At 60.0% G+C, this 21,368-nt stretch carries 21 protein-coding genes; 4 read left to right on the top strand and 17 right to left on the bottom strand.

Features of this window, described 5'->3' with window-relative positions; all coding sequences use genetic code 11:
• Window positions 1–115: 115 nt before the first annotated feature.
• The 4 genes from AD659_RS24710 to AD659_RS24720 form a co-directional block, all read right to left on the bottom strand.
• On the bottom strand, window positions 116–874 hold the full coding sequence (locus AD659_RS24710) for an alpha/beta hydrolase family protein (RefSeq protein ID WP_053125849.1): 759 nt from the start codon (window positions 872–874) through the stop codon (window positions 116–118).
• A complete protein-coding gene (locus tag AD659_RS24715) occupies window positions 864–1,967 on the bottom strand; it encodes a DUF3182 family protein (RefSeq protein WP_053125850.1) in 1,104 nt (367 codons plus the stop codon). Before AD659_RS24715 ends, AD659_RS24710 begins: the two co-directional genes overlap by 11 nt.
• Window positions 1,964–2,137: a hypothetical protein gene (locus AD659_RS29890; RefSeq protein WP_156330599.1), complete on the bottom strand. Its 174-nt coding sequence runs from the start codon at window positions 2,135–2,137 to the stop codon at window positions 1,964–1,966. The genes AD659_RS24715 and AD659_RS29890 overlap by 4 nt, the downstream gene beginning before the upstream one ends.
• Before the next feature lie 209 nt (window positions 2,138–2,346).
• A complete protein-coding gene (locus AD659_RS24720) occupies window positions 2,347–3,342 on the bottom strand; it encodes a GlxA family transcriptional regulator (RefSeq protein WP_053125851.1) in 996 nt (331 codons plus the stop codon).
• A 98-nt stretch (window positions 3,343–3,440) separates the two neighbouring features.
• Here AD659_RS24720 and AD659_RS24725 point away from each other — a divergent pair, with 98 nt between their 5' ends.
• Complete coding sequence (locus AD659_RS24725) at window positions 3,441–3,995, top strand: cysteine hydrolase family protein (RefSeq protein WP_053125852.1); 555 nt, start codon at window positions 3,441–3,443, stop codon at window positions 3,993–3,995.
• A gap of 82 nt (window positions 3,996–4,077) precedes the next feature.
• Here the strand turns inward: AD659_RS24725 and AD659_RS24730 are convergent, their stop codons facing one another.
• Window positions 4,078–7,377 (bottom strand): ATP-binding protein, encoded by a 3,300-nt coding sequence (locus tag AD659_RS24730; protein WP_053125854.1) that lies wholly within the window; start codon window positions 7,375–7,377, stop codon window positions 4,078–4,080.
• Window positions 7,378–7,866: 489 nt separating this feature from the next.
• On the opposite strand from AD659_RS24730, the gene AD659_RS24735 reads away from it, so the two are divergent.
• Together AD659_RS24735 and AD659_RS24740 are read left to right on the top strand one after the other, a co-directional pair.
• Window positions 7,867–8,721, top strand: a complete 855-nt coding sequence (locus tag AD659_RS24735; protein WP_053125855.1) for a hypothetical protein — start codon at window positions 7,867–7,869, stop codon at window positions 8,719–8,721.
• Entirely contained in the window at window positions 8,693–8,998 is a 306-nt protein-coding gene (locus tag AD659_RS24740; RefSeq protein WP_153043953.1) for a hypothetical protein, read from the top strand. The genes AD659_RS24735 and AD659_RS24740 overlap by 29 nt, the downstream gene beginning before the upstream one ends.
• Before the next feature lie 121 nt (window positions 8,999–9,119).
• Here the strand turns inward: AD659_RS24740 and AD659_RS24745 are convergent, their stop codons facing one another.
• Together AD659_RS24745 and AD659_RS24750 are read right to left on the bottom strand one after the other, a co-directional pair.
• Complete coding sequence (locus AD659_RS24745; protein WP_003206078.1) at window positions 9,120–9,641, bottom strand: single-stranded DNA-binding protein; 522 nt, start codon at window positions 9,639–9,641, stop codon at window positions 9,120–9,122.
• Between the two features lie 9 nt (window positions 9,642–9,650).
• The gene (locus tag AD659_RS24750; RefSeq protein WP_053125859.1) at window positions 9,651–11,048 is read right to left on the bottom strand and encodes an MFS transporter; all 1,398 of its coding nucleotides are present in this window, start codon (window positions 11,046–11,048) and stop codon (window positions 9,651–9,653) included.
• Window positions 11,049–11,227: 179 nt separating this feature from the next.
• Between AD659_RS24750 and uvrA the strand changes: the two genes are divergently transcribed.
• Window positions 11,228–14,062, top strand: a complete 2,835-nt coding sequence (gene uvrA, locus AD659_RS24755; RefSeq protein WP_053125860.1) for an excinuclease ABC subunit UvrA — start codon at window positions 11,228–11,230, stop codon at window positions 14,060–14,062.
• 96 nt (window positions 14,063–14,158) lie between these two features.
• On the opposite strand, the gene bfr is transcribed toward uvrA, so the two are convergent.
• The 10 genes from bfr to rplO form a co-directional block, all read right to left on the bottom strand.
• Window positions 14,159–14,623 carry a bacterioferritin gene (gene bfr / locus AD659_RS24760; RefSeq protein ID WP_014340470.1) on the bottom strand — a complete coding sequence of 155 codons (465 nt, stop codon included), beginning with the start codon at window positions 14,621–14,623 and terminating at the stop codon, window positions 14,159–14,161.
• A gap of 158 nt (window positions 14,624–14,781) precedes the next feature.
• A complete protein-coding gene (locus AD659_RS24765) occupies window positions 14,782–16,230 on the bottom strand; it encodes a catalase (protein ID WP_053125861.1) in 1,449 nt (482 codons plus the stop codon).
• 222 nt (window positions 16,231–16,452) lie between these two features.
• The gene (rplQ, locus tag AD659_RS24770; RefSeq protein ID WP_003186009.1) at window positions 16,453–16,839 is read right to left on the bottom strand and encodes a 50S ribosomal protein L17; all 387 of its coding nucleotides are present in this window, start codon (window positions 16,837–16,839) and stop codon (window positions 16,453–16,455) included.
• A 42-nt stretch (window positions 16,840–16,881) separates the two neighbouring features.
• Complete coding sequence (locus AD659_RS24775; protein WP_003186012.1) at window positions 16,882–17,883, bottom strand: DNA-directed RNA polymerase subunit alpha; 1,002 nt, start codon at window positions 17,881–17,883, stop codon at window positions 16,882–16,884.
• Between the two features lie 22 nt (window positions 17,884–17,905).
• Window positions 17,906–18,526, bottom strand: coding sequence for a 30S ribosomal protein S4 (gene rpsD, locus AD659_RS24780; RefSeq protein ID WP_003176404.1), 621 nt, complete (start codon window positions 18,524–18,526; stop codon window positions 17,906–17,908).
• A gap of 18 nt (window positions 18,527–18,544) precedes the next feature.
• Window positions 18,545–18,934, bottom strand: coding sequence for a 30S ribosomal protein S11 (rpsK, locus tag AD659_RS24785; protein ID WP_002555466.1), 390 nt, complete (start codon window positions 18,932–18,934; stop codon window positions 18,545–18,547).
• A gap of 30 nt (window positions 18,935–18,964) precedes the next feature.
• Window positions 18,965–19,321, bottom strand: a complete 357-nt coding sequence (rpsM, locus tag AD659_RS24790) for a 30S ribosomal protein S13 (protein WP_003186020.1) — start codon at window positions 19,319–19,321, stop codon at window positions 18,965–18,967.
• Window positions 19,322–19,451: 130 nt separating this feature from the next.
• Window positions 19,452–19,568: a 50S ribosomal protein L36 gene (gene rpmJ / locus AD659_RS29555; protein WP_002555468.1), complete on the bottom strand. Its 117-nt coding sequence runs from the start codon at window positions 19,566–19,568 to the stop codon at window positions 19,452–19,454.
• Window positions 19,569–19,598: 30 nt separating this feature from the next.
• Entirely contained in the window at window positions 19,599–20,927 is a 1,329-nt protein-coding gene (secY, locus tag AD659_RS24795) for a preprotein translocase subunit SecY (protein WP_053125863.1), read from the bottom strand.
• A complete protein-coding gene (gene rplO / locus AD659_RS24800; RefSeq protein ID WP_003186032.1) occupies window positions 20,928–21,365 on the bottom strand; it encodes a 50S ribosomal protein L15 in 438 nt (145 codons plus the stop codon).
• Between the last annotated feature and the right edge of the window lie 3 nt (window positions 21,366–21,368).

Consider the following 21,368-nt stretch of genomic DNA (forward strand, 5'->3'; position numbering starts at 1 on the left):
CGCGAGCAGGCTCGCTCCCACAGAGGATGTGTAGCGGTCGAGATATGTGTGTTCACAACAGATCCAATGTGGGAGCGAGCCTGCTCGCGATAGGGACCGCCTGGACACTACACTTCTACCGCTCCTGGATAATGCTCAACCGCTCTCCCACCACCATTTCCGTGATCCAGTCCACCAGGATCGAGGTGTAAGCCTGTTGTGACACGGGGTCGCTCAGGGCATGGTCGGCGCCGTCGATGATCCGGTGCGTCAACGAATGGGTCTGCTGGCAGGCCGCGCGGTAGCTCATGATCGTGGCATGGGGCACATAGGTATCGGTCTCGGACTCCACCAGCAACACATCGCCGGTGAACTGCGAACACGCGTGCAAGGCGCGATTGGTGCTGGCGTGCACCAGGGTGCTGCGGTAATCCAGCAGGTCGGTCTTGTCCAGGTCGCGCTTGGGCGTGTGCCATTGCTCGTCGCGGTACAACGCCGGCACCCGCAGGGCCAGCCAGCGCACCGGGCGCAGCGAGGTCAGGATCGACGCCAGGTAACCGCCATAACTGGTGCCCACCACGGCAATCGCCGAGGTATCCAAGGCGGGGTGGGCGAGCAAGCGGTCGTATGCCGCCAACAGATCCCGCAGGTTGTCCTCGCGGGTAACCCGGGACAACGGAATCCCCGCCCCGCCGGTGTGCCCGCGCAGGTCGAAGGTCAGGCACACGCAGCCGAGGCCGGCGATGCCTTTGGCCCGTTCCAGGTCCCGCTCCTGGCTGCCGCCCCAGCCGTGCACAAATAAAACACCAGGGACCTTCGATTTGGGGCTGAGGAAGGTCCCGTTCATATGCTCGTCATCAATTGCTATCTGGATCGTTTCGCTTCTAGCCGTCATAGGATTGAACCGTTACGTATTTGAGTAGGAAATCACCATTTTCCGCCGCGCCGCGATACACCTCCCTGGCGCCGGCTGGCAGCGGTTGGTCGAGGTAGGTTTCCACCGAGGACACTCGCACCGCGCTGGTTTCAGGCGTTTCGACGAACACCTGCAATGCCGCCATTTCGGCGCTGCTGGCCCCGCCCATGCGCCACGACTGTTCCAACACGCCGCCACGGGGCTGGCCGGCGGCATCCAGGCCCTGGGCAATGTCGTAGTTGCGCCGCGACGCAAAAAAACTCGGATAGGCCTGGTTGGCGGCGTCATCGAACACTTGCGCCAACCGCACCGCCTCGCGCACATCGTCGGGCAGTTCGAGCCTGAGCAACTCGATATAGCCGCCCTGCACCACCAGCAGGTCCGACCCGCCGTACACTTCCAGCCCCTGGCTGTCGTGGGTCAGGTGTTGCACGCCGCAATAGCTCATGACCTTGCCGTTGATGAAGCTCTGGCCGACGCTCTGGGTCTTGACCTCGTTGAGGTGCTGTTCCAGCACTACCCCTTCGCGAAACAGCGCCTGGGCGTCAGGCGCGGCGACAATTTCATCGAATTGCGCCAGGCTCTTGATCAGCCGTTGGCCACGCCCGGCACAGGCATGGATCGGCTTGAGGCGGATCGGCCCGGTGTACAGCAAGTGCTCAGCGGCCGGGCGGGCATCCTTGAGTGCAAACACCGTCACGCCATCGAGCACCGCGCCTCGGGTGAGCTTGGCAAACAGCGGCGACCAGCCTTTGGGCGCCACCGCGTCCTTATTCAACAGACCGTGAGTAATCGCCTTGGTGCAAATAAAGTCATGCTCGACGTACCCACCCCACACATCCTCCGGCCCCTTGACGCCCAGGCGCATCGCCGCTTCGGCGCCAATCAGGGTCTGCGTGGGCAACAGGTAAAGGTCATGACCGGCCTGGGGCTCATGACTGTCGCCGTATTCCCATCCCAGGATCTGTGCCAGCCATTGGGCCAGTGCACGGTTGGTCTCGACCTCATGGCGCGGCGCTTGTGGATTGACCGAATAGGCCACGACCCGTTTGTTGCGATTGACTGATGTCATGCGGTGCCCTTTTTCCTGCGCTCGATGGCTTTGGAAAGGGAAGGTGCAGAGATCAGGCCAACGGTGACCTGGGCGATGAGGGTCAGCCAAGCGGGCGCATAGTGCGCAGTTGATAGCACCTGGCCTGTTTCATTCTGCACGACAGATGGCATGCGTCCGGCAAATTGCACGATACCAGCCTGCAGTCACAGCCCCAACCTGTGGCGAGGGAGCTTGCTCCCGCTGGGTGTAGGAGCTGGCGAAGCCTGCGATCTTTTGATCTTGATCTTTCGCTTGGGACTCAACTGTCTGGGACAAGATCGCAGCCTCGTTGCACTCGTCAGCTCCTACAGGCGCACCCCAGCGGGAGCAAGCTCCCTCGCCACAAAAAGGTTCAGCGTCAGGCTTTGGGAGTGCTCGGCGGGCTCACCCCAAACCTCGCCCGATAATCACTCGGCGCCAACCCGGTGATTTTCCTGAACGTCGCGCGAAAGGCACTCGGATCCTGGTAACCAACGGTCCAGGCAATGTGGTCGATGGTGCCGTTAGTAAACTCCAGCATTTCCCGGGCCTTGCCGACCCGCAGGTGCTGGCAGTACTCAGTGGGCTTGAGTCCGGTGGCGGCACGGAAGCGGCGCAGGAAGGTGCGCTCTTCCAACCCGGCGCGTTCGGCCATCGTACCGAGGGACACTTCCACCGCGCCGACGCTTTGCAGCCAATGCTGGACCTTGAGAATCGCCCCGTCGCCATGGCTGAGGATGGGCGCAAAGTTACTGCCGCACTGGCTCGCGCTGTCGCTGTGCTCGATCACCAGAAATTGCGCGGTGCGGGTGGCGATGCTGGGCCCGAGCAAGCGGTCCACCAGGCGCAGCCCCAACTCCGACCAGGCCATCAGCCCGGCAGTGGTGATCAGGTCACCGTCGTCGATGATGGGTTTGTCGGCATTGAGCTTGATCTTCGGGTAACGGACCGCAAAACTCTTGGCCGAGGTCCAATGAGTGGTGGCGCTGCGCCCGTCGAGCAAGCCGCTTTCGGCCAACAGGATCGAGCCCACACACACACCACCCAGCACAGTGCCGCCCGCATGCTGCGCACGCAGCCAATCCATCAGCGTTGGCGTTGCCAGGTTTTCATCGAAACCGGCGATGGACGGCGGGATCAGCAAAGCCACCAACGAGCCCGCCGGGCCGGTTTCACTGTCGAACACCCGCCGTGGTGCTGCAGGGTTATCGGTCTGCCAGTGGCTGACCCGCAGGCGCGGCAATTGCGTGCTGGCCTGCTCGGCCGCGATCCGCTGTGCCACGGCGAACAGATCGGTCAAGCCATGCACCGCCGCCATTTGCGCTCCGGGGTAGATGAGCACCCCAAGTTCGGCGACTGCCCTTTGCTGCGCCATTGTCAGTTTTCCCTCGCTTATTGTCGTTGCGGCCAATCCTCGTGCCGGCGGTAAACGCCAATACTGGCGCCCTACCCAACCTGATCAAGGAAGCCCTCATGTCCAAGCAAGCGCTCATCGTAGTCGATATCCAGAACGACTACTTCCCCCAGGGAAAATGGCCACTGGTCGATGTCCATGCCGCCGCCGATAACGCCGCACGGTTGATCGACGCCTTTCGCCAGGCTGGCGACAACGTGGTGCACATCCGCCATGAATTCACCTCCGAAGACGCGCCCTTCTTCACCCCAGGCTCCGAAGGCGCACAGTTGCACCCCAAGGTGCTCAACCGCGCCGACGAACCGGTGGTGCTCAAGCACTTCGTCAATTCGTTTCGCGAAACCGAACTGCAAGCCCTCCTTGAACAGCACGGCATCGAGCAACTGGTGGTGGTCGGCAGCATGAGCCACATGTGCGTCGATGGCGTCGTGCGGGCGGCGGCGGACCTGGGCTACGGCGTCACGGTCATCCACGACGCCTGCGCCACCCTCGACCTGGAATTCAATGGGGTCGTCGTGCCTGCTGCCCAGGTGCATGCGGCGTTCATGGCCGCGCTGGGGTTTGCTTACGCGAGTGTGGTGAGCACCGAGCAATTCCTGGCGGCCAATCGCTAAGCCCACGACACATCTGAAAAAACCGCACTTCATCGCCGAAGTGCGGTTTTGTCTCAGGCATCAACGCTGTGCGCGGAAGCGATCACGTCTCCAGCACGTGCAATAACCTCGGCATCGTCGCCACGAACCCCATCTGCTGTGCTTCGCGTGCCATCCCTTTCAACTTCTCGCCGCTGGCCTGATCGGCGCTACGCAGCCACTGCCCCGCCACACCGATCAACCGCACATGGTGGTTGATCCAGGCGCACGACGCTGATTCGGGCAACGCCGCCATCTGCTGCCCATGCCAGATCGCCTGTTCAATATTGCCCGTCAACAAGCATGTTTCAGCGGCGGCCACGCGAAAGCGCAAGGCATTGTGGGCCAGGCAGGCTTGGGTGAGCTGGTTTTCGCCCTTCGCCAAGGCCTGCTGGCTGAGCTGCGCATCCTCACTGATCATCGCCAAGCTGCCATAGACCCAAGGCCCGATGTAGCGTTGAAGTTCAAAACGCTCAACCAGGCCCGCCGCCTCCATGATCAAGGTTTGCGCCAGACCGCGCTCGCCCTGGCGCAACGCCACCCGCGCCAACCCTTCCAGCAGAATCGCTTCGAAACGGCTGGCGCCCAGGTTGCGCGCCAGGGCCAGGGCGCAGGTCAGTTCTTGTTCAGCCAAGGCATCCTGGCCGCCCGCCACCAACACCCACGCCGCGGTCAATCGGGAGAAAACCTGCGCTCGATGATTGCCTAGTCGGGCACTGCATTCGATGGCCTCCGTGGCGTCACGCAAGGCGAGCTCCGGCTGGCCCAGGTACAGCTGCGCCGAACCACGGGCGCTGCGATTACCCGCTTCCACATGTGCCAATCCATTGCGCTCGCACAGGCGTACGCATTGATCGAAGACTTCGGAGGCGGTCTGCATGCACCCTTGTGCGTAGTAGGAGTCGCCAATGCCGCTCAAGGCCTTGGCCTCGGTCTCCAGGTCCCGACCGACGCGGGCAAAGGACAAGGCCTCTTCGTGAAGCCGGCGACACTCGGCGTAATCGCCCCGTGGAAAATAAATGTTCCCTCGCAAGTGGCTCAACCGGGCCAGCGCTGTGTGGGCCTGCATGGCTCGGGCGATGGGCAGCATGCCCTCGATCAGGCGCTCCTCCTCGTCCAGGCAATCGAGTGTATTGAGGACCGCTGCCAGCCCCAACGCGGCCTCGATCCGATCCTGCGGCTGCTCGGCCACAGCCAGGGCCCGCTGGAAATGCGCCCGCGCTTCCATGGTCTGGCCCAAGCCCAAGCACGCCTGGCCGCACAGCAACGCGAAGGAAAAACTACCCTGCGTGCGCTCGACAAACACCGAGCATTGCCCCGCCAGCGCAAGGACACTGTCGTACTGACAGGCCAGCCGTTTTTCGCCCATCGCAACCAACAGCGCGTCGAACGCCGCCGGATCGTTGGCCCGCAGCAAATGTCGGGCATAAAGCACCCGGTCGCGCATGCGGTAGAGATTCGCCACCTCACCGTGCAACTGCTCGCGCAGCAGGGTGGGCATCGCATCGTAGAGGCAGTGCATGACCAGGTCGTGGACAAACAGATAGCTGCCTGGCTCGACTTCCCGCAGCAGCCCCTGGCGCATCTCCGCCGTCGGCAGATAACCGGGCTGCCCCAGCGCTTCGCGCCACAACGCCAGTTCGAAGCGATTGCCCAGCACGGCGGCGTAATGCAGGGCGCGACGTTGCTCGGGGCCCAGCTTGTCAAAACGGGTCTGGACCAAATGCCGCAGGCTGTCAGGGAAAACACCTTGCGGGCTCGACAGCAGTTGCGTCAGGTACAGCGGATTGCCTTGGGCACGGGCGACGCATTCAGCCCGGTAGCGCGGATCGACCTCGGTGAATTGCTCCGCCAGGACCGTGGCCTCCCGCGCCCGGATCGGCGCAATGTCGAGCACACTCATGGGGCTGGCAGAATGCGCACGGATTTCACCGTCCAGCGGGTCACCTTCGGGGCGGGACGTCAGCAGCCAGACGATCGGCGCTTCGTCCGTGGCATCGAGCAGCCTGCCCAGCAGCGTAAACAGCGTGGCATCGCCCCAGTGCAAGTCTTCGAGGCAAATCAGCAGGGGCCGTTGCACCGCGACGCGCAGCAACACCTCGAGCAACGCCTGGAACAGTCCCTGGGTACGGGCATGGTTGCTCATCGCGCCGTACAGGATGGGCGGCTCGGCAGACGACACGCCCGTCAGCACTTGCAGGAATATTCGATGTTCGGCGGCCACCTTCAGGCGGGACAGGGCCGCGTCCAACAGCGGCGCGCTGACGGGCGGCGCACCCATCAGGTTGAGCAGGCCAGTCACCAGTTGGCCCAAAGGCCACAAACTGTTGTCCATACCGAAATCCAACACATCGCCCCGATGGCAGGCGAAGCCCCGCTGCCGGGCCATTTCGAAGAACTCGCTGACCAATCGGGTCTTGCCAATGCCTGCCATGCCGCGCACATAGACGATGTGCCCATCCTGACATTCTTGGGTGGCCTCGATCACCGCCTTGAACTGCAATAACTCGATGGCCCGTCCCACCAAGGGGCGCGATGCGTTTTCGTCGAGGCTGCGCGGACGCAGGCATTTGCGATAGGCCTTGAACTCATCGTCGCTGGACGAAAACTCAAACCGTGCGGCGAGTTGCTCCAGCAGGTTTTGCGCAACATAAACCGGCGCGTGCCCATGGCGATCCGACAGGTTTCTTTGCGCCGGCAAGTCCGGCTCGGCCTCAGGCGTTGTGGTGTCGACACTCAGGCGCACCAGGCGCAGCAACAAGGCATACCCAGGCGTGACGAACTGTTCCCGACTCAGCGCCAAAGCGCAGAGCAAGCCCCGCTCGCTATCGCTGCGATAGGCCTGTGGCGAACCGAACTGGGCGATCATCACATCCCGCGTCATTCCCAGTGGAACACCACCGAACTGACGCACCAAACGCTCGATTTCGTCCATGAACGCGGTCGTTGGCAAGCCATCGATCCGAAAGGACAGTTCAAGCACATAACGGATAACGCTGTCGTCGATTTGTTTCAGCGCCTGTTGCCCAACGGCCGTCTGATGCAGCTCGCGCATCGTCTGTTGGATTTGCGCTAAAGCCGCCGAGGCAGGATCGCCCAACAGTGCTCTCACATCGACCCCGAAGGCCGTAGCCAGGTGTCGAGCGGTGCGGTAGAGCACTGGTTTGCCGGTTTCGGCACGCTTGATGGAGGCGATCGAGACGCACAAATGCCGGTTCAGGCAGGCTTCGGCCAGGGTCTCCTGGCTCAGGCCATGCTGCTTGCGCAGCCCTTTCAACGATATGGCGTCCAACAGGATACGACCGTCGGAGATCGAGGCATCGTGCTTGGGCAGGGCAGCAAAGGTGTTATATCGCGAATCCATGTTGATAGCCCTTCTACCCAGGGTCAAACGGCAGCCGGTCGAGTGTACTCCAGCGTCTCCCCCGGGGTTAACGAAAAGATGGCATTTGGCCTGACACCAAACTGATACCAGACTGACACCGCTCTGGACTGTCCGGGGATCACCGCGCCCCCGATACTCACTCCCATCAATTGACACCTGCTGATGGTCTACTACTGGATGGACGCCTTGCGCCTGACCCAGGTTGAAAAGCGCGCGCCGTCCAGCCTTGGCGCCAACCCCACGGTATGGATTGGTTGCGCGAGCAGCATCGTCCGTATAGTTGATACCGGGCAGTCAAGGCCCAAGGAACACTTTTGTGGGAGCGAGCTTGCTCGCGATTGGCGGCGGCATATTCAACATTGATGCAAGCTGATCCAGCGCTATCGCGAGCAAGTTCGCTCCCACAGGTTCGGTGACTTGATTGACTGCCATTCCCTCTAGCCCCTTTGCGCGCGTGGTCCCTATACGATGCAAGTCTTCAACTGTGTTCCCTTTATCGGCGACGGCGTGGAAACAGCGCTCGATACCCGCCGGTTTCCCTATCTGTTCAATGACCATGGCCTGGCGCAACCGAGCGCCCAGGCGCGCGGCCACCTGATCCAGCTCAGCCCCGAGAACCCGACCCTGTCCCTGGGTACTCGCTACGCCGGCATCAGTTGGCGGGACCGCGAAGTTCCAACGAACACCGGCTCCTACTGGATCAAGACGTTCGACTTCCACGCCAGCGAAGTGCACTACGCACCGATCTGGGCAACCAGGGAAACGGCCCAAGCATTCGGCATGACCCTGCTCGGCAATGGCGAATGCCTGCGTTTCGAGTATGACCAACTGATCCTGGGCCAATACACCTACGGCAAATGGGCAGGCCACCAATCGCCCTACCTGGGCCCGGCGCGCCAGCGCGAACTGCTGACCTACAACCCGACCGACCTCGAATACCACAACTTCCCCCACGCGTTCTTTTCCCGCTATGGGCGCTTGCCGCTGGTGATCAGCGTCGCCCGTTGGCGGCCGGCGTCGAGGGAAATTCATTTGGCCGACCTGTGGCTGCGGCCCGGCGATGCACTGGTCTTGCCGCCCAAGCATTACCCTGACATTGCCCCCAGTGACGCCCACGGCGCCGAGAACTGGCCGGCCGTCGTGGACATGCATGGCAATCGAAACTCGGCGCTGGCCTGCTGGTTCGGCGAGGGTGAGGACTGTTTGCTGACAGAGACAATCCTGGCCAACTCGACCTTGATGAGCTCCCCCCAGGGCAAACCGCACTATCACGAAGAAAAAACGCCGACGCGGCATGAATTACCGGCGAACTATCGGCCGTGAAGGTGGCGGCACGGCAGGTCAGACAGAAAAAACCTGGGTTGGCGGGGCCCCGGAAAAACACAACTTGTTTTTACTAGGCGATTACATCAAGCCCTACACCTTGACCCCGTTCGCCAACGTGAATCATTTTGTAGTGGGCTACGCCGGGGCCGATGGCAAGCCGATTGCGCTTCGGTTCCGGGTGGATATCACGGTGAAGGAAATGGCGTTCCATGCCACGTGGTTGACGCAGTCGGTTGGCGAGCGGATGCAGGAGCTATTGGATCTGGATTTATGACCGGGATCACTTTGTTTCTTCAAGCCACGAACCTGGCCTGGACCAAACAAATAAAAAGCCCCAAGGGCAAATTGCACTTGGGGCTTTTTTGAAACGACTGGTGCAATAGGCTCAGCCAGGATCAGAACGGGATATCGTCATCGAAGCTGTCGAAATCCGGAGCCGGTTGCGGCGCGGCCTGTTGTGGGGCCGGGCGTTCACGTTGTGGCTGTGGAGCCGATTGTGGACGAGGCGCCTGCTGACGCGGGGCCGGGGCCGACTGCTGGTAGTTGTTGCCACCTTGCTGCTGGTCGCCCTGCGGACGGCCACCGAGCAATTGCATGGTGCCTTGCATGTCGACCACGATTTCGGTGGTGTAGCGCTTGATGCCGTCTTTTTCCCACTCGCGGGTCTGCAGCTTGCCTTCGATGTAAACCTGCGAACCCTTGCGCAGGTATTCGCCGGCGATCTCGGCCACCTTGCCGAACATCGACACGCGGTGCCATTCGGTCTTCTCGACCTTCTGGCCGGTCTGCTTGTCGGTCCACTGTTCGCTGGTCGCCAGACTCAGGTTGGTCACGGCGTTGCCGTTCGGCAGGTAGCGAACTTCGGGATCCTGGCCGCAAGTACCGACCAATATGACTTTGTTAACCCCACGGGCCATAACGTTCTCCTAGGCTTCGCACGTGGTCGGGGCCGGGTTGTTCACCAGGCGCTCGAGCGTCGCGCGATCCAATAATTCGGTGTCCAGTTTGATGTATACAGCCGCCTCGTCGGCGACCACCACTGCATCGGTTACTCCAACGACGGCCTTCAGACGCTCGGTCAGGCCAGCCTCACGAATCGCCTCGGGCGATAAGGGCAAGCGCAGGCTCGTCACATAGGGAGGTTCGCGCATGGTAACAGCAAAGGCTAACCAAAGTGCAGCCAGCGCGGCGCATCCCAGGAACACAACCGACAAACCGCCATGCTGGAACAGCCAGCCGCCGAGGATCCCGCCCAACGCCGACCCCAGGAACTGGCTGGTGGAGTAGACCCCCATCGCCGTGCCCTTGCCGCCCGCCGGTGAAACCTTGCTGATCAACGACGGCAGCGATGCTTCCAGCAGATTGAACGCGGTGAAGAACACCACCGTACCGATCACCAGGGCCCGCAAGCTATCGCCGAACTGCCAGAAGAATAGCTCAGTGAGCATCAGCGTCACGACGGCGCCGAGCAAAACTCGTTTCATTTTGCGTCGTTTCTCGCCATAGATGATGAAGGGGATCATGGCGAAGAATGAAATCAGCAGCGCGGTCAGGTAGACCCACCAGTGCTGCTCCTTGGGCAGGCCGGCCTTCTCGACCAAGGCCAGCGGCAAGGCGACGAAGCTGGACATCAGCATGGCGTGGAGCACGAAAATGCCCAGGTCCAGGCGCAACAGGTCCGGGTGCTTGAGCGTCGGGATCAATGCCTGGCGCGCCACCCCGGATTCGCGGTGCTGCAGCGGCCCGGTGGCGCGCGGCACCATGAACGCCACGATCAGGATCCCCACCAGGGCCATGGCACCGGTCGCCAGGAACAGGCCCGACAAGCCAAAGGCCCGGGTCAGCAAGGGACCGACCACCATCGCCACGGCGAACGACAGACCAATGGTCATGCCGATCATGGCCATGGCCTTGGTCCGGTGCTGTTCGCGGGTCAAATCTGATAGCAACGCCATGACGGCGGCGGAAATAGCCCCGGCACCTTGTAGGATACGTCCGGCAATCACGCCCCAGATCGAGTCGGCATTGGCCGCCAGCACGCTGCCGAGGGCAAAGACGATCAGCCCCAGGTAGATGACCGGACGCCGGCCGATGCGGTCGGAAATGATCCCGAATGGAATCTGGAAGATCGCCTGGGTCAGGCCATAGGCGCCAATCGCCAAGCCGATGAGGGCCGGGGTCGCACCCGCCAGGTCCATGCCATAGGTCGCCAGCACCGGCAACACCATGAACATGCCCAGCATACGAAAGGCGAACACGAGGGCCAGACCGCTTGCTGCGCGTGTCTCGCCACGACTCATGCGTTCGCTGTGGGGATCTTGCATGGAAAAACCTCATGTGAACCGGCGGCGATTCTACCAGTCCCATCGATTGAGAGGGTATATGGCGACCGTTTGCCGCGCAGTCTTCATGTATGGCTGCAATCGCGCCTTCAATAGTGTGCATCCATCCAGTATTTGCCCGTATACTCCTACGTTTTCGACGCCCGCCGAGCGAGGCCACTTTGGACAAGATCCTGATTCGTGGGGCCCGTACCCACAACCTGAAGAACATCGACCTGACCCTGCCACGGGACAAGCTGATCGTCATCACCGGCCTGTCCGGATCCGGCAAGTCATCCCTGGCTTTCGACACGTTGTACGCCGAAGGCCAGCGCCGCTATGTCGAATCGCTGTCGGCCTACGCCCGGCAGTTCCTGTCGATGATGGAAAAACCCGACGTCGACACCATCGAAGGCCTGTCGCCGGCGATTTCCATCGAACAGAAGTCGACCTCCCATAACCCACGGTCGACGGTCGGCACCATCACCGAGATCTACGACTACCTGCGCCTGCTGTATGCGCGGGTCGGTATTCCCCGCTGCCCCGACCACGACATTCCCCTGGAAGCCCAGACCGTCAGCCAGATGGTCGACCTGGTGCTGGCCCAGCCGGAAGGCAGCAAGCTGATGCTGCTGGCACCGGTGATTCGCGAGCGCAAGGGCGAACACCTGATGGTCTTCGAAGAACTGCGCGCCCAGGGCTTCGTGCGGGCCCGGGTCAACGGCAAGCTGTGCGAGCTGGACGAACTGCCGAAGCTGGATAAACAGAAGAAGCACTCGATCGATGTGGTAGTCGACCGTTTCAAGGTCCGCGCCGACCTGCAACAGCGCCTGGCCGAGTCCTTCGAGACCGCACTGAAACTGGCCGACGGCATCGCCCTGGTCGCCCCGATGGACGACGAGCTCGGCGAAGAGATCATTTTCTCCGCGCGTTTCGCCTGCCCGATCTGCGGCCACGCCATCAGCGAGCTGGAACCCAAGCTGTTCTCCTTCAACAACCCGGCCGGCGCCTGCCCGACCTGCGACGGCCTGGGGGTCAAGCAGTTCTTCGACACCAAACGGCTGGTCAATGGCGAGCTGACCCTGGCCGAAGGGGCGATTCGCGGCTGGGACAGGCGCAACGTCTATTACTTCCAGATGCTCGGTTCACTGGCGGCCCATTACAAGTTCAGCCTGGACAAGCCGTTCAACGAGTTGCCCGCCGACCAGCAGAAATTCATCCTGCACGGCAGCGGCTCGCAGAATGTCGACTTCAAATACCTCAACGACCGCGGCGATATCGTCAAGCGCTCCCACCCGTTCGAAGGCATCGTGCCGAACCTGGAGCGACGCTACCGCGAGACCGAATCGGCGAGCGTGCGCGAAGAATTGGCCAAGTTCCTCAGCACCCAGCCCTGCCCCGATTGCCGCGGTACACGTTTGCGTCGCGAAGCGCGGCATGTGTGGGTTGGCGAGAAAACGCTGCCGGCGGTGACCAACCTGCCGATTGGCGACGCCACCGATTACTTTGGCGGCTTGAAGCTTACCGGTCGTCGGGGCGAAATCGCCGACAAGATCCTCAAGGAAATCCGCGAGCGCCTGCAGTTCCTGGTGAACGTCGGCCTGGACTACCTGACCCTCGATCGCAGCGCAGATACCTTGTCCGGCGGCGAAGCCCAGCGTATCCGCCTCGCCAGCCAGATCGGCGCCGGCCTGGTGGGGGTGATGTACATCCTCGACGAACCGTCCATCGGCTTGCACCAAAGGGATAACGACCGGTTGCTCGGAACCCTGAAGCACTTGCGGGACATCGGTAACACGGTGATCGTGGTCGAGCACGACGAGGATGCCATCCGCCTGGCCGACTATGTGGTAGACATCGGCCCGGGTGCCGGGGTGCATGGTGGACACATCGTCGCCCAGGGTACTGCCGCCGAAGTCATGGCCCACCCTGACTCACTGACGGGCAAATACCTGTCGGGCCGGGTCAAGATCAAGGTCCCGGCCAAGCGTACGCCGCGCAACAAGAAGCTGTCGCTGACCCTCAAGGGTGCTCGCGGCAACAACCTGCGCAACGTCGACCTGGAAATCCCGATCGGCCTGCTGACCTGCGTCACCGGCGTGTCCGGCTCCGGCAAGTCGACGCTGATCAACAACACCCTGTTCCCCCTCAGCGCCACGGCCCTGAACGGTGCCACCACCCTGGAAGCGGCGGCCCATGACAGCATCAAGGGCCTGGAACACCTGGACAAGGTGGTCGACATCGACCAAAGCCCGATTGGCCGCACACCGCGTTCCAACCCGGCGACCTATACCGGGCTGTTCACCCCGATCCGCGAGCTGTTCGCCGGCGTGCCGGAGTCCCGTTCACGGGGTTATGGCCCGGGGCGTTTCTCGTTCAACGTCAAGGGCGGGCGCTGCGAGGCCTGCCAGGGCGACGGCCTGATCAAAGTGGAAATGCACTTCCTGCCCGACATCTACGTGCCGTGCGATGTATGCAAGAGCAAGCGCTACAACCGCGAAACCCTGGAGATCAAATACAAGGGCAAGAACATCCACGAAACCCTCGAGATGACCATCGAAGAGGCCCGGGCGTTCTTCGACGCGGTGCCGGCCCTGGCGCGCAAGCTCCAGACGCTGATGGATGTCGGCCTGTCGTACATCAAGCTGGGGCAGTCGGCGACGACGCTGTCCGGCGGTGAGGCCCAGCGGGTCAAGTTGTCCCGCGAGCTGTCCAAGCGCGACACCGGCAAGACCCTGTATATCCTCGACGAGCCGACCACCGGCCTGCACTTCGCCGATATCCAGCAATTGCTCGACGTGCTGCACCGCCTTCGCGATCACGGCAACACCGTGGTGGTGATCGAACATAACCTGGACGTGATCAAGACCGCCGACTGGCTGGTGGATCTGGGGCCGGAAGGCGGTTCCAAGGGCGGCCAGATCATCGCCGTGGGGACGCCGGAACAAGTGGCCGAGATGAAGCAGTCCCACACCGGTTACTACCTCAAGCCACTGCTGGAGCGTGATCGGGACTGATTTCACCCGGCACGAAAAAGCCCCTGTCATCTCATCGATGGCAGGGGCTTTTTGTTGTTTCCCTGTGGGAGCAAGCTCGCTCCCACAATAAGTACATCAGAACTGCGATTGCAGGTAGTTCTCCAAGCCGATCAATTTGATCAGCCCCAACTGCTTCTCCAGCCAGTAGGTATGATCTTCTTCGGTGTCGTTGAGCTGGATCCGCAGAATCTCGCGGGTCACGTAGTCGTTGTGCTGTTCGCAAAGCTCGATGCCTTTGCACAGCGCGGCGCGGACTTTGTATTCCAGGCGCAGGTCGGCGGCGAGCATGTCGGGTACGGTGGTGCCGACATCCAGGTCATCGGCACGCATGCGTGGCGTACCTTCGAGCATCAGGATCCGGCGCATCAGCGCATCGGCGTGCTGGGTCTCTTCTTCCATCTCGTGGTTGATACGTTCGTAGAGCTCGGTAAACCCCCAATCCTCGTACATCCGCGAATGGATGAAATATTGATCACGGGCTGCCAGCTCGCCGGTCAGCAACGTGTTGAGGTAATCGATTACGTCTGGGTGACCTTGCATCGCCCTACATCTCCACAAGCTTTTAAAGGTTGTAGTTTGAACCAAGCTGACCGCAAGGTCACTGCCTCAACGCAATAAAAGCGAAGAAAATCCGAGAAAAACAGGCTAAATAACGCAAAAACCGCCCTAATGCGGGCGGTTCTGCTTCTCGTTTAGACTTAGTTAAGCGCTACGCCCAACGCTTTTGCAATGCCTTCTCCGTAGGCGGTATCCGCTTTGTAAAAATGCTGCAATTGACGGTCAATCACATCTGCCGACACGCCACCCATCGCACCCGCGATGTTGCGGATCAACAGGGCTTTCTGCTCATCGTTCATCAAGCGGAACAACGCACCGGCGTGGCTGTAGTAGTCCGTGTCTTCGCGATGATCGTAACGATCCGCCGCACCACTGAGGGCCAGTGCCGGCTCCGCATAACGCGGCGCCTGCTTCGGCGTCTCCACATAGCTGTTAGGCTCGTAGTTCGGTGCCGCGCCGCCATTGCTGCCGAACGCCATGGCGCCGTCGCGCTGGTAGGTGTTGACCGGACTGCGTGGCGCATTCACCGGCAATTGCTGGTGATTGGTGCCCACACGGTAGCGGTGCGCATCGGCGTAGGCGAAGACACGGCCCTGCAGCATGCGATCCGGCGAGAGGCCAACCCCTGGCACCATGTTGCTCGGGCCAAATGCCGCTTGCTCGACTTCAGCAAAGTAGTTCAGCGGGTTGCGGTTGAGTTCGAGCACACCCACTTCGATCAACGGGAATTCTTTCTGCGACCAGGTCTTGGTCACGTCGAACGGATTCTCGTAATGAGCCGCCGCCTGGGCCTCGCTCATGATCTGGATGCAAACGCGCCATTTTGGGAAGTCGCCGCGCTCGATGGCCTCGAACAGGTCCCGCTGGGCATAATCCGGATCGGTACCGGCCAGGCGTGCCGCTTCCGCTGGTGCGAGGTTCTTGATGCCTTGCAAGGTCTTGTAGTGCCACTTCACCCAGTGCCGCTCACCCTGTGCGCTGATCAGGCTGTAGGTGTGACTGCCGAAGCCGTGCATGTGACGGTAGCCATCCGGAATGCCACGGTCGGAAAACAGGATGGTGACCTGGTGCAGCGCCTCAGGCGAATGCGACCAGAAATCCCACATCGCCTGGGCGCTTTTCAGGTTGCTTTGCGGCAGACGTTTCTGGGTGTGGATGAAATCTGGAAATTTCAGCGGATCGCGGATGAAGAACACCGGCGTGTTGTTGCCAACGATGTCCCAGTTGCCTTCTTCGGTGTAGAACTTCAAGGCGAAACCGCGCGGATCGCGTTCAGTGTCGGCCGAACCACGCTCGCCACCCACAGTGGAAAACCGCAGGAAAGTGGGGGTCTGCTTGCCGATCGACTCGAACAGCTTGGCGCTGGTGTACTGGGTGATGTCCTGGGTGACGGTAAAGGTGCCGTAGGCGCCCGAGCCCTTGGCGTGCACACGACGCTCTGGAATGTTCTCGCGATTGAAGTGAGCAAGCTTCTCGATCAGGTGAAAATCGTCGAGCAGCAGCGGGCCACGCGGGCCGGCGGAACGAGAGTTCTGGTTATCGGCGACTGGAGCGCCGCTGGCGGTCGTAAGCGTTTTGATCTGGCTCATGCTCAATCTTCCTAGGTCGGTCTTCGAACTGCCGGCTAATCGGCTGGAAAGGAGTATCGATCATGTTAGTGACAGTATCCAAATTCATTAAATCATGGACATCGATAGTCATTATCTAATGTTGAAGGTTTGCCGATAGCCAGGCCAGGCGAAACGGCTTGCCGGTTTTTTTCAGGCAACAAAAAACCGGGCACAAGGCCCGGTTTTTTGTATGTTGCCGACTTACTCAGCGGATACAGCTTCACCGCTGGTAGCACGATCAACCAACTCGACGTACGCCATAGGCGCGTTGTCGCCAGCGCGGAAACCGCACTTGAGGATGCGCAGGTAGCCACCCTCACGGGTAGCGTAACGCTTGCCCAGGTCGTTGAAGAGCTTACCAACGATAGCCTTCGAACGAGTACGGTCGAAAGCCAGACGGCGGTTAGCCAGGCTATCTGTCTTGGCCAGAGTGATCAGCGGCTCAGCAACGCGACGCAGTTCTTTGGCTTTCGGCAGTGTAGTTTTGATCAGCTCGTGCTCGAACAGCGACACCGCCATGTTTTGGAACATGGCCTTGCGGTGCGAGCTGGTGCGGCTCAGGTGACGACCACTTTTACGATGACGCATGGTTCATTCCTTACCAAACACAACGTTCGGTGATTACGACGATCAGGCAGTCGCCTTGTCGTCCTTCTTAAGACTTGCAGGCGGCCAGTTGTCGAGGCGCATGCCGAGGGACAGACCGCGGGAGGCCAGAACGTCCTTGATTTCAGTCAAGGATTTCTTGCCAAGGTTCGGAGTCTTCAACAGCTCTACTTCGGTACGCTGAATCAGGTCGCCGATGTAGTAGATGTTTTCCGCCTTAAGGCAGTTAGCCGAACGTACAGTCAGTTCCAGATCGTCAACCGGGCGAAGCAGGATCGGATCGATCTCGTCTTCCTGCTCGACAACCACTGGCTCACTGTCACCCTTGAGGTCGACGAACGCAGCCAACTGCTGTTGCAGGATGGTTGCAGCACGGCGGATAGCCTCTTCAGGATCCAGGGTACCGTTGGTTTCCAGATCAATAACCAGCTTGTCCAGGTTGGTACGCTGTTCGACACGGGCGTTTTCCACCACGTATGCGATACGGCGAACCGGGCTGAACGAAGAGTCAAGCTGCAAGCGACCGATGCTGCGGCTTTCGTCTTCATCGCTCTGACGCGAGTCTGCCGGTTCATAACCACGACCACGAGCTACGGTGAGCTTCATGTTCAGGGCGCCGTTAGACGCCAGGTTAGCGATTACGTGATCGGGGTTAACGATCTCGACATCATGATCCAGCTGAATATCGGCAGCGGTAACCACCCCCGAACCCTTCTTCGACAAGGTCAGCGTAACTTCGTCACGACCGTGCAGCTTGATAGCCAGACCTTTAAGGTTCAACAGGATTTCAATTACGTCTTCCTGTACACCTTCGATGGCGCTGTACTCGTGGAGCACACCGTCAATCTCGGCCTCGACTACTGCACAGCCGGGCATTGAGGACAACAGGATGCGGCGCAGCGCGTTGCCCAGGGTGTGGCCGAAACCACGCTCGAGAGGCTCGAGTGTGATCTTGGCGCGGGTTGGACTGACAACCTGCACATCAATATGGCGGGGTGTCAGGAACTCATTTACCGAAATCTGCATGGATGCACCTATTTTCTAGCCCTTACTTGGAGTAGAGCTCGACAATCAGGCTTTCGTTGATGTCGGCGGACAGATCACTGCGAGCAGGAACGTTCTTGAAAACGCCCGACTTCTTCTCAGTGTCTACTTCTACCCATTCTACGCGGCCACGTTGGGCACACAGATCGAGAGCTTGGACAATGCGAAGTTGGTTCTTTGCTTTCTCGCGAACAGCAACCACGTCACCAGCACGAACCTGGTAGGACGGAACGTTTACGGTCTGACCGTTAACGCTGATCGACTTGTGCGATACCAGCTGACGGGATTCGGCACGAGTAGAACCGAAACCCATACGGTATACAACGTTGTCCAGACGGCATTCGAGCAGTTGCAACAGGTTTTCGCCGGTTGCGCCTTTCTTGCCAGCTGCTTCTTTGTAGTAGCCGCTGAATTGACGCTCGAGAACGCCGTAGATACGACGGACCTTCTGCTTTTCACGCAGTTGGGTGCCGTAGTCGGACTGGCGACCGCGGCGTTGGCCGTGGATACCAGGTGCTGCTTCAATGTTGCACTTCGATTCGATCGCGCGCACGCCGCTCTTCAGAAAAAGATCGGTGCCTTCGCGACGAGCGAGTTTGCATTTTGGACCAATGTAACGAGCCATTCTTTACAATCTCCTGGATTACACGCGGCGCTTCTTCGGCGGACGGCACCCGTTGTGCGGGATTGGCGTCACGTCGGTGATGCTGGCGATCTTGTAGCCACAGCCGTTCAAAGCGCGGACTGCGGATTCACGACCTGGACCTGGACCTTTGACGTTGACGTCGAGGTTTTTCAGGCCGTATTCCAGCGCAGCTTGACCAGCACGCTCGGCAGCTACTTGAGCAGCGAACGGGGTGGACTTGCGGGAACCGCGGAAACCCGAACCACCGGAGGTAGCCCAGGAAAGAGCGTTACCTTGACGGTCGGTAATGGTCACGATGGTGTTGTTAAAAGAAGCATGGATGTGGGCGATGCCATCAACCACTGTCTTTTTAACTTTTTTACGAGGACGAGCAGCAGGTTTTGCCATGATTAAATTCCTGTCGATTCGCTGGGGCGATTACTTGCGGATCGGCTTACGCGGACCTTTACGGGTACGCGCGTTGGTCTTGGTACGCTGACCGCGTACTGGCAGACCACGACGATGACGCAGACCGCGATAGCAACCGAGGTCCATCAAGCGCTTGATTTTCATGTTGATTTCGCGACGCAGGTCACCTTCAGTGGTGAACTTCGCCACTTCGCCACGCAGCTGTTCAATTTGCTCGTCGCTCAGATCTTTGATCTTTGCCGCTGGGTTGACCCCAGTCACTGCACAAATTTTCTGTGCAGTAGTGCGACCAACACCATAGATGTAGGTCAGCGAGATAACAGTATGCTTGTTATCTGGAATGTTGACGCCTGCAATACGGGCCATTCAGTGGGACTCCAATTGACAGCTACCTACGCCCCGGAAGCCAAGAAATAGGGCGCGAGATAATATCGCTGTAATAACAAATAATCAACCCGGCAGCGCACTAGCTGCCGGGCTTAAAGCACAATCACACTCAGCCTTGGCGCTGTTTGTGACGCGGTTCCGCGCTGCAAATTACCCGAACAACACCTTCGCGGCGAATAATCTTGCAGTTACGGCACAGCTTTTTCACCGATGCACGAACTTTCATCACCAACTCCTCGAACCTTATGGACGCTACTCAGCGCAACATGCCGCTGCCGTAGCCCTTCAGGTTGGCTTTCTTCATCAGGGATTCGTACTGGTGCGAAACGAGGTGCGATTGTACTTGGGACATGAAGTCCATCACAACCACGACCACGATCAGCAACGAGGTCCCGCCAAGGTAGAACGGTACGTTTGCCGCAACCACCAGGAACTGGGGAAGCAAGCAGACGGCCGTCATGTAAAGAGCACCGAACAAGGTCAAACGAGTCAGAACGCCATCAATGTAGCGCGCCGACTGCTCACCTGGACGGATGCCCGGAATAAAGGCACCGGACTTCTTCAGGTTTTCCGCTACGTCTTTCGGATTGAACATCAACGCCGTATAGAAGAAGCAGAAGAAAATAATCCCTGCACTAAACAGCAGAATATTCAACGGCTGACCAGGAGCGATCGACTGCGAGATGTCCTGCAACCAGCCCATACCTTCAGACTGGCCGAACCAGGCACCCAACGAAGCCGGGAACAGCAAGATGCTGCTCGCGAAAATAGCCGGGATAACGCCGGCCATGTTCACCTTCAACGGCAAGTGGCTGGTCTGCGCAGCAAATACCTTGCGGCCCTGCTGACGCTTGGCGTAGTGAACAGCAATACGACGCTGGCCACGCTCAATGAACACCACGAAACCGATGATCGCTACTGCCAGCAAACCGATGGCAACCAGGGCAAAAATGTTGATATCACCCTGACGCGCAGACTCGAAAGACTGCCCGATCGCTCTCGGAAGACCGGCGACGATACCTGCGAAGATCAACATCGAGATACCGTTGCCAACACCACGCTCAGTAATCTGCTCACCCAGCCACATCATGAACATCGCACCCGCCACAAAAGTGGTTACCGCGACGAAATGGAAGCCAAAGTCACCAGTGAACGCTACGCCCTGCCCCGCCAAGCCGATGGACATGCCAATAGCCTGAACGAGAGCGAGGACGACAGTGAGGTAGCGGGTGTACTGGCTGATCTTGCGACGGCCAGCTTCACCTTCCTTCTTCAACTGCTCCAGCTGCGGGCTGACAGCGGACATCAGTTGCATGATGATCGATGCCGAAATGTACGGCATGATCCCCAGTGCAAAAATGCTCATCCGCTCCAGCGCGCCGCCGGAAAACATGTTGAACAAGCTAAGAATGGTCCCCTCATTCTGTCGAAACAGGTCCGCGAGTCGGTCCGGGTTGATACCTGGAACCGGGATGTGTGCGCCTATTCGGTAGACGATAATCGCCAGGAACAGAAAACGCAGACGAGCCCAGAGTTCAGACATACCGCCTTTGCCGAGCGCAGAGAGAGCACCTTGCTTAGCCATTTATTCCTCGAACTTGCCGCCAGCTGCTTCGATAGCCGCACGCGCACCTTTGGTGGCGCCGATTCCCTTTCCGATGGTGACAGCACGAGCAACTTCGCCCGACAGCATGATTTTCACACGCTGAACGTTCTGGTTGATCACGTTGGCATCCTTCAGGGACTGCACGGTGACGATGTCGCCGTCCACTTTGGCCAGCTCGGACAGACGCACTTCTGCGCGGTCCATGGCTTTCAGGGAAACGAAACCGAACTTCGGCAGGCGACGATGCAGCGGCTGTTGACCGCCTTCAAAGCCTGGAGCGATGGTGCCACCGGAGCGGGAGGTCTGACCTTTGTGGCCACGGCCACCGGTCTTGCCCAAACCACTACCGATACCACGGCCCGGACGATGCTTTTCGCGACGGGAACCCGGCGCTGGACTCAGATCATTGAGTTTCATCGA

Origin of the sequence: Pseudomonas thivervalensis, assembly GCF_001269655.1 — a bacterium.
In the GTDB taxonomy this organism is placed as follows: Bacteria; Pseudomonadota; Gammaproteobacteria; order Pseudomonadales; family Pseudomonadaceae; genus Aquipseudomonas; species Aquipseudomonas thivervalensis.